Annotated in this window: 11 protein-coding genes and 1 pseudogene; 8 read left to right on the forward strand and 4 right to left on the reverse strand. The window is 59.0% G+C overall.

All coding sequences use genetic code 11. The features are described 5' to 3' along the window. Window positions 1–51 precede the first annotated feature (51 nt). Both PMI01S_RS05830 and PMI01S_RS05835 read right to left on the reverse strand, forming a co-directional pair. The gene (locus PMI01S_RS05830; protein WP_084318400.1) at window positions 52–357 is read right to left on the reverse strand and encodes a helix-turn-helix domain-containing protein; all 306 of its coding nucleotides are present in this window, start codon (window positions 355–357) and stop codon (window positions 52–54) included. Further along, window positions 350–715: pseudogene (locus tag PMI01S_RS05835) on the reverse strand (type II toxin-antitoxin system RelE/ParE family toxin). The gene PMI01S_RS05830 and the pseudogene PMI01S_RS05835 overlap by 8 nt, the downstream one beginning before the upstream one ends. A 490-nt stretch (window positions 716–1205) precedes the next feature. Between PMI01S_RS05835 and PMI01S_RS05840 the strand changes: the two are divergent. Both PMI01S_RS05840 and PMI01S_RS05845 read left to right on the forward strand, forming a co-directional pair. After that, entirely contained in the window at window positions 1206–1508 is a 303-nt protein-coding gene (locus PMI01S_RS05840) for a DUF3077 domain-containing protein (RefSeq protein ID WP_084318401.1), read from the forward strand. 98 nt (window positions 1509–1606) lie between these two features. Continuing rightward, window positions 1607–2089 carry a YjaZ family protein gene (locus tag PMI01S_RS05845; protein WP_235864449.1) on the forward strand — a complete coding sequence of 161 codons (483 nt, stop codon included), beginning with the start codon at window positions 1607–1609 and terminating at the stop codon, window positions 2087–2089. A gap of 240 nt (window positions 2090–2329) precedes the next feature. Here PMI01S_RS05845 and PMI01S_RS05850 read toward each other — a convergent pair whose 3' ends face one another. Both PMI01S_RS05850 and PMI01S_RS05855 read right to left on the reverse strand, forming a co-directional pair. Beyond that, a complete protein-coding gene (locus PMI01S_RS05850; RefSeq protein ID WP_084318563.1) occupies window positions 2330–2968 on the reverse strand; it encodes a zinc metalloprotease in 639 nt (212 codons plus the stop codon). A gap of 121 nt (window positions 2969–3089) precedes the next feature. Beyond that, window positions 3090–5444 carry a glucose/quinate/shikimate family membrane-bound PQQ-dependent dehydrogenase gene (locus PMI01S_RS05855; protein WP_084318402.1) on the reverse strand — a complete coding sequence of 785 codons (2355 nt, stop codon included), beginning with the start codon at window positions 5442–5444 and terminating at the stop codon, window positions 3090–3092. Between the two features lie 175 nt (window positions 5445–5619). On the opposite strand from PMI01S_RS05855, the gene PMI01S_RS05860 reads away from it, so the two are divergent. The 6 genes from PMI01S_RS05860 to pqqB all read left to right on the forward strand — a co-directional run bounded on the left by PMI01S_RS05860 (window position 5620) and on the right by pqqB (window position 12520). Beyond that, window positions 5620–6081 (forward strand): Lrp/AsnC family transcriptional regulator, encoded by a 462-nt coding sequence (locus PMI01S_RS05860; protein WP_046029956.1) that lies wholly within the window; start codon window positions 5620–5622, stop codon window positions 6079–6081. 260 nt (window positions 6082–6341) lie between these two features. Continuing rightward, complete coding sequence (locus PMI01S_RS05865; RefSeq protein WP_084318403.1) at window positions 6342–8024, forward strand: flavin monoamine oxidase family protein; 1683 nt, start codon at window positions 6342–6344, stop codon at window positions 8022–8024. Between the two features lie 12 nt (window positions 8025–8036). Beyond that, the gene (locus tag PMI01S_RS05870; RefSeq protein WP_084318404.1) at window positions 8037–8831 is read left to right on the forward strand and encodes a carbon-nitrogen hydrolase family protein; all 795 of its coding nucleotides are present in this window, start codon (window positions 8037–8039) and stop codon (window positions 8829–8831) included. Window positions 8832–8879: 48 nt separating this feature from the next. Beyond that, a complete protein-coding gene (gene pqqF, locus PMI01S_RS05875) occupies window positions 8880–11306 on the forward strand; it encodes a pyrroloquinoline quinone biosynthesis protein PqqF (protein ID WP_084318405.1) in 2427 nt (808 codons plus the stop codon). Between the two features lie 155 nt (window positions 11307–11461). Next, window positions 11462–11536: a pyrroloquinoline quinone precursor peptide PqqA gene (gene pqqA / locus PMI01S_RS05880; protein WP_009045898.1), complete on the forward strand. Its 75-nt coding sequence runs from the start codon at window positions 11462–11464 to the stop codon at window positions 11534–11536. 72 nt (window positions 11537–11608) lie between these two features. Beyond that, entirely contained in the window at window positions 11609–12520 is a 912-nt protein-coding gene (gene pqqB, locus PMI01S_RS05885; RefSeq protein WP_084318406.1) for a pyrroloquinoline quinone biosynthesis protein PqqB, read from the forward strand. The last annotated feature ends 86 nt before the right edge of the window (window positions 12521–12606 follow it).

Genomic DNA, 12606 nt, shown 5'->3' on the forward strand with positions numbered 1-12606 from the left:
GGCTTTTTCGTGTCTGAGTGATTGGTTTTTTAGCGCTGATTTTTGAGTCGCTCAGTTTGCAAAGTTTTCGATCTTTACCTGCCCCTCAGGAAAGGTCGCGATGATCTCCAGCTCGCCACCCATTGCGCGTATGTAGTTGCGCAACGTGCTGATGTACATGTCGGTGCGTCGCTCCATCCTGGAAATCGCCGCCTGATTGACATGCAGCGTCTTGGCCAGTGTTTCCTGGCTCAGCTCCCGGGCCTTACGCAGTTCATGCAGGGGCATTTCTTTCAAGTGCTGCTGGAACAACCGCTCTGCGTTAGCGCGAGACTCTGGCGTCATACGAGCTTGAAGTTCAGCAAATTTTTTAGCCATCGTTGCGGCCCTCTTTACGCAATGTTTCCAAATGGTCGTCATACAGTTTTTCAGCATGCGGGACATGTTCGTCATACCAACGGTTTCGACCGGTTTTATCCCCTCCGATTAAAAGTTACGCGCATCGGCGTGGATCAAACGCATAAAGCACGCGAATGGGACGACCGGCATGCTGGACCCGCCACTCTCGCAGGTTGCCCAGTCGTGAGCCTTTAATGTCACTGCTATGCGGGAAACGCAGGCCCGGTCCGAGCAGCCCAAGCAGATCGACACTGGCTGACACCGAGGCCTGCTCTTTCGCGTCCAAATTCTCCCACCAGCCTTCAAATTCATCGGTGTATTCAACTTCCCAACCCAAACCAATATGCCACCCAAGGAATATGACCTCAAGGGAATAACTCTAGGCGTTAGCGGTCGCACGACCACTTGGGTTGCCAATGAGATTGTTAACGGTGGTTGCTCGCTGGAGCTGGGTGTTCGCGTCTGGCGTTTGGTTTTGTTTACTTAAGGTGGCGCAATATCGGATGACGTCCTCAGACCTTGTAGGCAAACTCCGAATCGTCCTTTTTGGGCACTTTGATGCCTTGTTGCGCTTTTCTTCGACGGGATAGTCTCCGGACGTCGCTGACCATTCAGCGATCGGGCTTGGAAACCCGTCGAGCGTATGACAACAACGTGCCCAACATGACCGCAGACGTTTACGCCTGTAATCCTGTGTCATGGCGGCTGTGCGTGGGACGTCTTCGGACGTGCCGGTTTCCTAGGCTCCCGGTTTCCAACCTGCGCACGGCCGCCACCCATTCGCTTGGAAACGAACATGGCGGCTCCTCAAGCTTAGGAGATAAACCATGAACAAATCAGATTCACCCTCAGAACTGAAAACCATCGGCCTCACCCCCTTCATCTACTGCTCAAACCAACCGCTGTTCCATGTCACTCGAGACGTTCCCCTCGGTGATGCGCTAGCCATGGCCTCAGATTTTCTATTCCTTTCCAAGGAACTGACCAGAGATGCCGCCTTTAACCGCGACACCGACCGCCATATCTGGGCTGCGCATTACCTGACGGCGATGAGCAAGGCCGTGGTCGATGATGTGGTGAAGGTGCTGGAAGGCGGGCTTGATCGAGCCGATACGAAACCAAAAAAATAGCGGCGATTGGTCGTGAGCCCCGAGTATTCGGGGCTTTCACATCATGATCGGGAGTGCCGCTTCAATGCCTTACTTTACTGCGTCCGGCGGCGAGCTACATGCAATGGAATGACCTGACGATTGGCGGACGCCACTACAGCATGGAGCACCTCCAGCCGTTCGAACTGGTATTTGAGGTCGCCGGTGAACAGCTCAATGTCAAATTCGAATTCGGATTTCATTGCTTCACTGATGACAAAGGTAATGGACAGTCGATAACGCACCGAGGCGAAAACCGATACTTCTGTGCTGAACGGCACCATTGCAGCAGCCAGATCGCGGAATACCTTCACAAACGGTTTTTCAAAGGGCTAGCTGTCCCCTTTTACGTAGGAAACAGTCAGCGCTACTTCTGCCTCGACCTGCATGACTACGCGATTTTCTTCTCGATCAGTAAACCGCCCAATACGACGAACCTGCTCAAGCTCAGAGTGATTTCAGCCTATGAGGTCGCGGAGTGGGGTCGGGCGAAGCTGCCCAAGGGCAAGCCGCACAACGTGCGTTACATTCTCGAAATGCGTAACGCTGGAAAATCTGTTTGATAGACAGCAAAAAGCCCCGATGCTTTCGCACCAGGGCTTTTTGTGAATCTCAATATCGGCCTCTCCTTTCACGGTTTCCCGCTTATCCCGCTCACTGGCTAGGAGTGGCTTGCGCCACCGAAATCAACACCCCTTGCTTCCAAGGTTCCGGTCTGTGCTGACGTGGCAATAGTATCGTCTTGATCAAATGGGAGCAACCAGCTCGTTTTTTGGCGGATAAGTGGTGTGCAAAATGGCTATTTACGCGATAACACTCAGCACTGGAATGGCCCGCACTGGCCCCAACCGCTCAAGCATTTCACGGGTAAAAACGACCTCGTATGTATCCGCCGCCCTGCCCCACTGCTCCACGATGACCATGCCCTCGACCAGCACATGTCCTAAACCAGTGATCGTATCGGCCAGTTCCTCGACGATTTCTTGAGTCCGACTCCATACACGATCAGTCATCGCTTTAAGCTCAGCCGCAATACGCTCAGATGACGCAGGGTCCGTATCGGGACAGGTAATGTTGCGCAGCAAATGCTGCAACTCTTTTACTTTGGCGTAATCCTGTTCCGCCCCCTGCGCGCCTTTGAGGATGGCTACCGCTTTCGACTTGTCGACGCGTTTCCCGGATGAAGACAATGTCTGCCCCATAGCGCCAGCCAACAGGACCATCATCCGCGCTTCCAAATGCGCTTTCATTGCTTCAATCGACGAAATCGGGCGCGCCAGGGTAATGGCGGCGCCCCCTTGATGCCGCAAGTCCATGGTCACCGACAGGGTCACGCCGCCCGTTGCAAACCCCAATGCGCGGGCCACGACGTAGTGGCCCATTTCGTGATGGGCAATCTGTATTGCGTGATTCCGCACAGCTGCAGGCATGTTCCTGGTCATTTCATCGCCTCGCACCCCCAGATTCCGCATTCGACTACGATTGACGATAGCTGTCCATCCTGTCCGCTCAGCCAAAAAAGCCGCGCATCTGCGCGGCTTTTTCGTACCTGCGATTCAGCCCTTACTCAGGCAAGGCGTATGCAATCACGTAGTCCCCACGATCTGTCGACTGACGCGCGCCACCCACCGTCAGCAGGATGTACTGCTTACCGGTTTTCGGCGAAACGTAAGTCATAGGCCCAGACTGACTGCCGACAGGCAAACGCGCCTTCCAGATCTCATTCCCGTTGCCGGTATCGAAAGCACGCAGGTAGAAATCCTGAGTACCCGCGAAGAACAACAGGCCGGACTGAGTGGCCAAAGACGCACCGAGGGTCGGCATGCCGATCGGAATCGGCAGGTGCATGCGGATGCCCAGCGGACCGGTGTCTTGCACAGTGCCGACTGGAACCTGCCACATCAGCTTGTGGGTTTTGAGGTCGATGGCGGACATTGTGCCGAACGGCGGTTTCTGGCACGGAATGCCAGCCGCCGAGAGGAAGCGTTCGCGCATCGCCCCGAACGGGGTGCCTTCCTGTGGCACGACGCCCATTTCAATCCCGCTGGCCCCGGCGGCGATCTTGTTTCGCGGGATCATGTAGTTCGCGAGGCCCAGGCGCATGTCGTTGACGAACATGTAGTTCGTGTTCGGATCAACCGAGACACTGCCCCAGTTCATACCACCCAACGAGCCCGGGAATTGCAGCGCGCGGTCCATGCCCGGTGGGGTGTAGACGCCTTCGTGGCGCATGCCTTTGAACTGGATGCGGCACATCAACTGGTCAAACGGTGTAGCGCCCCACATGTCCGCTTCGGTCAGGGTCTTGTTGCCAATGGACGGCATGTCCACCGAGAACGGCTGTGTGGGCGAATAGCGTTCGCCGGGCACATTGCCTTGCGGCACCGGGCGCTCTTCGACACGGGCGATCGGCACGCCGGTTTCACGGTTGAGCAGGAAGATCTCGCCTTGTTTGGTGACTTGCGCCAAGGCTGGCTGCAGGCCGCCCTTGTCGTCCGGCACGTCGTACAGCAGCGGTTGCGCAGGCAGGTCAAAGTCCCACAAGTCATGGTGAGTTGTCTGGAAGTGCCAGCGCACCCGACCGGTCTTCACGTCGAGGGCGACGATGGACGAGCTCCATTTGTCATCGAATGCTGTGCGCTGGCCGCCGAAGAAGTCTGGCGTGGCGTTGCCGGTTGGCAGGTAAACCAGACCGAGCCTGGCGTCGTAGGACATCGCCGACCAGACGTTAGGTGTGCCACGGGTATAGGTCTCACCGGCCGGTGGACGCTTGGTGATGTCCGGATTGCCCGGATCCCACGCCCACACCAATTCACCGCTGCGCACGTCATAGGCGCGGACCACGCCTGGCGGTTCGCCAGTGGAATAGTTGTCGGCCACACGGCCACCGACGATCACCACGTCACCTGCGACCAGTGGCGTCGAGGTTTGCTGGTAATAACCCGGTTTTACTTCGCCCATGTCGGTGGTCAAATCGACCGTGCCTTTGTTGCCGAACGCTTCACAGGGTTTGCCGGTGTCGGCATTGATCGCGATCAAACGCGCATCACCGGTCGGCAGAAACAGACGTTTCGTACAGGCTGCAGGCTGATTGCCCGAAGACGCAGGGGCTTCGGAATAACCCAGGCCACGGCAACGCTGCCAGTTCGGCGCGGTGCCTTGCGGGTCGAACTTCCAGCGCTGGGCGCCAGTGTCGGCGTCGAGGGCGAAGACTTTGCCGTAGGCGGTGCAGGTGTAGACCGTGTCGCCGATCTGCAGCGGGGTGTTCTGGTCTTCAGCGCCAGCGCCGGTGCTTTGCGGGATGTCGCCGGTGCGGAAGGTCCACGCCACCTGCAACTGGTCGATGTTGCCCTTGTTGATCTGGTCCAGCGCGGCAAAGCGGTTGCCGGCAGTGGTGTTGCCCCAGTGGGCCCAGTCTTTCTGTTCGGTGCCCGGTGCGACCGGCGTAACAGCCGGTTCGGTGCCGGCCTTAACCACATGGGTCGGCACGAACATGTAGGCCATTGTTGCAACAACGCCGACGCCCAGCATACCGGCCAGGCCATAAGCACCACGGCCCGCATTCTTGCCCGAAGCGCGCACGAGCGTCGGGTAGACAAGCGCGACGACCAGCCCGATCACGGCAAACGTCAGCACGCGCGAGACCAGCGGCCAGTATTCAAAACCGGTGTCCCACACGGCCCAAATCGCCGTAAGAATCAGCGCGACACCATACAGCCGCGCGCCTTGTGGATTACGACGAGCAATCATCAGCCCGGACACCAGCATCGCCAGGCCCATCAGCAGGAAGTACCCGCTGCCACCCAGCGAAACGAGGTAGCCACCGCCACCCGCCAGGCCAAGCCCGATCAATGCAATCAGGACACCCAGCCCGCGCAGCAACCATTTGCTGCCGCCAGCAGCCCCAGAAGTATTCATGTCGGAAAATTTCCCCATTTTTGACAAGCGCGGAATAATGTACGAACTGGTTACTTATGGCAAATTGTCGCAGACAAAAAGGGCATGAACGGTACGGCGCCAGGATCAGGCATCCACAGTGGGAGATGTGCCTGTAACATGCTGAACCATTGATCTGTATCGCTGGAGACCACCCTTGCCCGACATCCGCCCACCCGTTCTTGACGAAATCGACCGCCAATTGATCGCCGCCCTGCAGATCAATGCCCGCGAAAGCGTGGCCATGCTCGCCCGCCAACTGGGCATCGCTCGTACCACGGTGACATCGCGGCTGGCGCGGCTGGAAAAGGCCAAGGTCATCACCGGTTACGGCGTGCGATTGGGTCAACGGGTGGTGGATGGCGGTTTGCAGGCGTATGTCGGGATCACGGTGCAACCGCGCTCGGGCAAGGAAGTGTTACGGCGGTTGAGTGCAATGGCACAGGTGCAGCAGTTGTGTGCGGTCAGTGGCGAATTTGATTATGTGGCGTGGTTAAGAACCGATTCGCCGGAGCAGCTGGATCAGTTGCTGGATCAGATCGGGAGTGTGGATGGGGTGGAGAAGACGACCACGTCGATCATTCTCAGCAGCAAGATTGATCGCGGGCAGCCGGTTTAAACGCGATTCCCTGTGGGAGCGGGCTTGTTCGCGAAGGGGCCGTTTCAGCCGGCATTAGTGTTGGCTGGTCCACCGCATTCGCGAGCAAGCCCGCTCCCACATTAAGCAGTGTGCAGTCACGGATCGTCGTTTTGATCAAGTAATTAGCAAAACGACGACACATTGCGTCTTATTAACGTGTTCTACGCTCTCTAGAATGGCTGCCATCTTTTCCTATACTCAGACGCGCACCCCGCGTCCGGTCGCCAGCAAGGTCAGCCATGAACAAGAACAATCGCCATCCTGCAGACGGTAAGAAACCAGTCACCATTTTCGGCCCGGACTTTCCATTCGCCTTTGACGACTGGATCGAGCACCCGGCCGGCCTCGGCAGCATTCCTGCGCATAACCACGGCGCCGAAGTGGCGATTGTCGGCGCCGGTATCGCCGGTTTGGTCGCGGCCTACGAACTGATGAAACTGGGCCTCAAGCCCGTCGTCTACGAAGCCTCGAAGATGGGCGGCCGCCTGCGCTCCCAGGCGTTCAACGGGACCGACGGCATCGTCGCCGAACTGGGCGGCATGCGCTTCCCGGTGTCGTCCACGGCGTTTTACCACTATGTCGACAAGCTGGGTCTCGAGACCAAACCCTTCCCCAACCCGCTGACGCCTGCTTCTGGCAGCACCGTGATCGACCTGGAAGGCAAAACCCATTACGCACAGAAGCTGGCCGACCTTCCTGCATTGTTCCAGGAAGTGGCTGACGCCTGGGCCGACGCCCTGGAGGCCGGCTCGCAGTTCTCCGATATCCAGCAAGCGATCCGCGACCGTGACGTGCCGCGCCTCAAAGAGTTGTGGAACACCCTGGTTCCGCTGTGGGACGACCGCACCTTCTACGACTTTGTCGCCACCTCCGAAGCCTTCGCCAAGCTCTCGTTCCATCACCGCGAAGTATTCGGCCAGGTCGGTTTCGGCACCGGCGGCTGGGACTCGGACTTCCCGAACTCGATGCTGGAAATCTTCCGCGTCGTGATGACCAACTGCGACGATCACCAACATCTGGTCGTCGGTGGCGTCGAACAAGTGCCGCAAGGCATCTGGCGTCATGTGCCGGAACGTTGCGTGCACTGGCCCGAAGGCACCAGCCTCAAGTCGCTGCACAGAGGCGCGCCACGCTCCGGGGTCAAGAAAATCGCTCACGCCCCGGACGGCCGTTTTGCGGTCACCGATAACAACGGCGACACCCGCGAGTACGCGGCAGTGCTGACCACTTGTCAGAGCTGGCTGCTGACCACCCAGATCGAATGCGACGAAACCCTGTTCTCGCAAAAAATGTGGATGGCCCTCGACCGCACGCGCTACATGCAATCCTCGAAAACCTTCGTGATGGTCGACCGGCCGTTCTGGAAGGACAAGGACCCGGAAACCGGCCGCGACCTGATGAGCATGACCCTCACCGATCGCCTGACCCGCGGCACCTATCTGTTCGACAACGGCGACGACAAGCCAGGCGTGATTTGCCTGTCGTACTCGTGGATGAGCGATGCGTTGAAAATGCTTCCGCACCCGGTGGAAAAACGCGTCGAACTGGCGTTGAACGCGCTGAAAAAAATCTACCCGAAAGTCGACATCGCCGCGCGAATCATCGGCGATCCGATCACCGTGTCGTGGGAAGCCGACCCGCATTTCCTTGGCGCATTCAAAGGCGCATTGCCCGGTCACTACCGTTACAACCAGCGCATGTATGCGCACTTCATGCAGGCGGATATGCCGGCCGAACAACGCGGGATTTTCATCGCCGGCGACGATGTATCGTGGACCCCGGCGTGGGTCGAAGGCGCGGTGCAGACGTCGCTCAATGCGGTGTGGGGCATCATGAAACACTTCGGCGGTGAAACTCACGCCGAGAACCCGGGTCCAGGAGATGTGTTCAACGAGATCGGTCCGATCGCCCTGCCCGAGTAAAAGGAGTTCCAAATGCGCGTAGCCCTTTACCAATGTCCGCCGCTGCCCCTGGACGTCGCCGGCAATCTGCAACGCCTGCACCAACTGGCGCAGGAAGCGAAAGGTGCCGATTTGCTGGTGCTGCCGGAGATGTTCCTGACCGGCTACAACATCGGCAGCGATGCCGTCAGCGTACTGGCGGAGGTGCACAACGGTGAATCGGCGCAACAGATTGCGCGCATTGCCAAGACCGCGGGGATCGCCATTTTGTATGGTTACCCCGAGCGCACCGAGGACGGGCAGATCTACAACGCCGTGCAACTGATCGATGCCAATGGCGAACGCCTGTGCAACTACCGCAAGACTCACCTGTACGGCGACCTCGATCACTCGATGTTCAGCGCCGGGCAGGGTGATTTTCCGTTGGTGGAACTCAACGGCTGGACGCTGGGTTTCCTGATCTGCTACGACGTTGAGTTTCCGGAAAATGCGCGACGTCTGGCACTGGCCGGCGCCGAGCTGATTCTGGTGCCGACAGCGAACATGATTCCTTACGACTTCGTCGCCGACGTCACCGTCCGCGCCCGAGCCTTCGAAAACCAGTGCTACGTCGCTTATGCCAACTATTGCGGCAATGAAGGCGAAATCCATTACTGCGGCCAAAGCAGCATCGCCGCACCGGATGGCAGCCGCATTGCTCAGGCCGGCCTCGATGAAGCGCTGATTGTCGGTGAGCTGGATCGCCAGCTCATGGTCGACTCCCGCGCCGTCAATCGCTACTTCCTCGATCGCCGTCCCGAGCTTTACGGCGAGCTGAACAAGCGCTGATCACCCGTTATCCGCTAGCATTAGCGCTTCTCTGTTCTGGAAGTGCTCATGCCTGCGTTGAATCACCCTCGCCCCCACACTGAAACCCTGGCCAATGGCCTGCGGGTGACGCTGCGTCATGCCCCGAATTTGAAGCGCTGTGCGGCGGCGTTGCGGGTCGCTGCGGGCAGTCATGACGTGCCATTGGCATGGCCCGGCCTGGCGCATTTTCTTGAGCATCTGTTGTTTCTCGGTACCGAGCGTTTTCCTGCGGAACAAGGGCTGATGGCCTACGTGCAAGGTCATGGCGGGCAGGTGAATGCACGGACCAGCGAGCGCACCACGGACTTCTTTTTCGAACTGTCGCCACAGGCGTTCAACGGTGGGCTGGAACGTCTGTCAGACATGCTCGCTCATCCGCGTATGAATCCGGACGATCAGCAGCGGGAACGGGAAGTGTTGCAGGCAGAGTTTGTTGCCTGGTCGCAGGATGCGACGGCGCAACAGCGACTGGCGCTGTTCGATGGACTTTCGCCGACCCATCCGTTGCGCGGCTTTCATGCCGGCAACCGCGACAGCCTGCCGCTGCCGCAGCCAGACTTTCAGAATGCGTTGAAGGATTTCCATCAACGGTTTTATCAGACCGGGCAGATGACGCTGAGCCTGGCCGGCCCGCAAAGTATCGAAGAGCTGCAGCAAATGGCACTGAGTTTCGGCGCGGCGATCCCCATCGGCGAAAACGTCCCGCAACAGGCGCTTGTGCCGCTGATGGAATCTTCAGACGCAAGTTATCAACAGGTGAATGAGCGCAGGCTTGATCTGCTGTTTACCTTCGAATCGCTGCCCGCTTCATCGACTGAAGCATTGGCGTTTCTGTGCCATTGTTTGAACGCTGCGAAACCCGGCGGGCTGCTGGCTGATTTGCGCACGCGCGGTCTGGCTGAGCATTTGAACGCCGAGTCGCTGTACCAATTTGCCGGACAAGCCGTGCTGCACGTCGAATTTACAACGTCCGCACCGGCGAGCGTCCTGCGCGAGAAGCTGCTGGATTGGTTGGGCTTTTTTGCCGCGCAGCAAGACTGGGCCACTCTGCGAGAAGCGTACGCGGCCCTGCTTCAGCGCCAGCAACAAGTCAGCGGTGCGCTGCAACTAGCCCGACTCGACAGCGAACAGCTTGAAACCGGCTTATCCGAACAAGGCGTTGCAGCGCTCAAAGGCATCCTGAAGAAAATCGGCGCTGTGGATAACTTCAGCGGTGAATGGCAACTGCCGGCACCGAATCCGTTCTTGCACGCCGAGGCGCCGCCCCAAAACGCCGGACTGATTCGCGGGCAAACCAGCAAGCACCGCGGCCTGCGCACATTTGCCCAGGATCGTTCGCGCAGCCGTCGCGAAAATTCGCCGATGCAATTCAGCCAGACCTTGCCGGATAACACCGCTGAAGGCGCGATTTATTTGCGCTGGCGACTCGAGGCCCAGCCTCATCCCCGCCTTCAACAGCGTCTGGAAAACAGCCTGCAGCCACTGCGCGAGGATGCGCGTCAGGCGGGCGTCGACTTTTCCTTCAGCGCATCGGGCAATGAATGGCTGCTGAAGGTGACGGGACTGCAGGAGCCGATGCCGACCGTTCTCGAACATGCACTGAAAGAGCTGACAAAACCTGCCAGCGGCTTCCCACAGGAAGAACCGAAAAACACGGCGCTGATCCCGATTAAACACCTGCTCAAGGCACTGCCCGATCATTGCCTCGAGCACACTGGCGTCTCTGAAGACCTGCAGCTGCTATGGTCGAGTGCGCGCTGGGAAGGCCTGGCCACTGGCCTGTCGGCACAGACTCAAGCAGCGATGGGGCTGGCGCTGAGCCGAGTGCCCGGCGTAGCGGACACTCAAAAGTCCTCGCCGCCCTCGATCAACTCACAGCGCCTGTGGACAACGTTCGACACCGAATCCAGCGAGCACGCGTTGTTGCTGTTTTGTCCGACGGCAACCCAGGACATCTGCGACGAAGCCGCCTGGCGTTTGTTGGCGCTTGTCTGTCAGACGCCGTTGTATCAGCGCCTGCGCGTGGAACTGCAATTGGGTTACGCGGTGTTCAGCGCACTGCGTCAGATCCATGGGCAGACAGGAATCCTGCTTGGCGTTCAGTCTCCGGGCACCGCGCCATTGAAACTGCTGGAACACATGGAATGCTTCCTGAGCGACCTGCCCGGATTGGTCGAGGGGATCGACGAGGCGGCTTTCATTGCCCAGCGCCAGGCGTTGGCCGATCAATTCGACATTGCTGCCATTCCCTTGACCCAGGCTGCCGAACTGCTCTGGCAAGGCAAACTGGCTGGCCGCTCGTCGGATTACCTGACGCAGCTGACCTTGTCGATTCTGGCCGTCGATCGCAGCGCCCTGATCGCCGCCGCCCATCGACTGAACAACGCCGAAGGCGGCTGGCGTTGCCTGGCCAGCAGTTCGCAACCGCAAGCACCTTGGCAAGTGACAAAATGATCATTACCGCTGGTGCAATTAGCTTTTTCCGAGAATGCAGGCCTTTCGCTCTGTAATTTTGAGTAACATAGCCACCTAACTATCTGAACATCTCCGGCTGGAGGTGGACTATATGTATAGATCTCAACTGTCCCATCACCTGAAGGAGCGCTCCCATGTCCTGGTCCAAACCTGCTTACACCGACCTGCGTATCGGCTTTGAAGTCACCATGTACTTCGCAAGCCGCTAAGTTTGTCCTGCCGTTCAGCGCCTCGGTTTGCCGAGGCGTTTTTATTTTCAGCGTTGAAATGATGGAGCACCCATGTTTGTCCAGATTCTAGGTTCCGCCGCTGGCGGCGGTTTCCCCCAGTGGAACTGCAACTGCGTGAACTGCGCGGGTTTTCGCGACGGGAGCCTGAACGCCAAGGCGCGGACCCAGTCGTCCATCGCGATTTCCGATGACGGCGTGAACTGGGTGCTGTGCAACGCCTCGCCGGACATTCGTGCCCAACTCCAGAGTTTTGCCCCGATGCAACCGGGCCGAGCGCTGCGAGATACCGGCATCAGCGCGATCATCCTGATGGACAGCCAGATCGACCACACCACCGGCCTGCTCAGCCTGCGCGAAGGTTGCCCGCATAATGTCTGGTGCACCGACATGGTCCATGAAGACCTGAGCACCGGTTTCCCGTTGTTCACCATGCTGACTCACTGGAACGGCGGTTTGAACTGGAACCGCATCGAACTCGACCGCAGCTTCACCATCCCGACGTGCCCGAGCCTGCGCTTCACGCCGTTGCCGCTGCGCAGCGCAGCGCCGCCATACTCGCCGCACCGCTTCGACCCGCATCCGGGCGACAATATCGGACTGATCGTCGAAGACCTGAACACTGGCGGCAAGCTGTTCTACGCGCCGGGCCTGGGCAAGGTCGACGCGCCGCTGCTGGAAATCATGGCCGGCAGCGACTGCCTGCTGGTGGACGGCACGATGTGGGACGACGACGAAATGCAGCGCCGTGGTGTCGGCACCCGCACCGGTCGGGAGATGGGTCACCTGGCGCAGAATGGCCCCGGCGGTATGCTGGAAGTGCTGGAGAAGCTGCCCCGGCAGCGCAAGGTGCTTATCCACATCAACAACACCAACCCGATCCTCGATGAGGATTCGCCGGAGCGTGCCGAGCTGGTTCGGCGTGATGTTGAAGTGGCGTACGACGGCATGAGTATTGTGCTGTAGCGGATGGCCCCATCGCGGGCAAGCCACGCTCCCACAGGGTTACGCGACCACTGTGGGAGCTGGCTTGCCAGCGATGACGCCAGACC

The sequence above is a fragment of the Pseudomonas migulae NBRC 103157 genome, assembly GCF_002091715.1.
Classification (GTDB): domain Bacteria; phylum Pseudomonadota; class Gammaproteobacteria; order Pseudomonadales; family Pseudomonadaceae; genus Aquipseudomonas; species Aquipseudomonas migulae_A.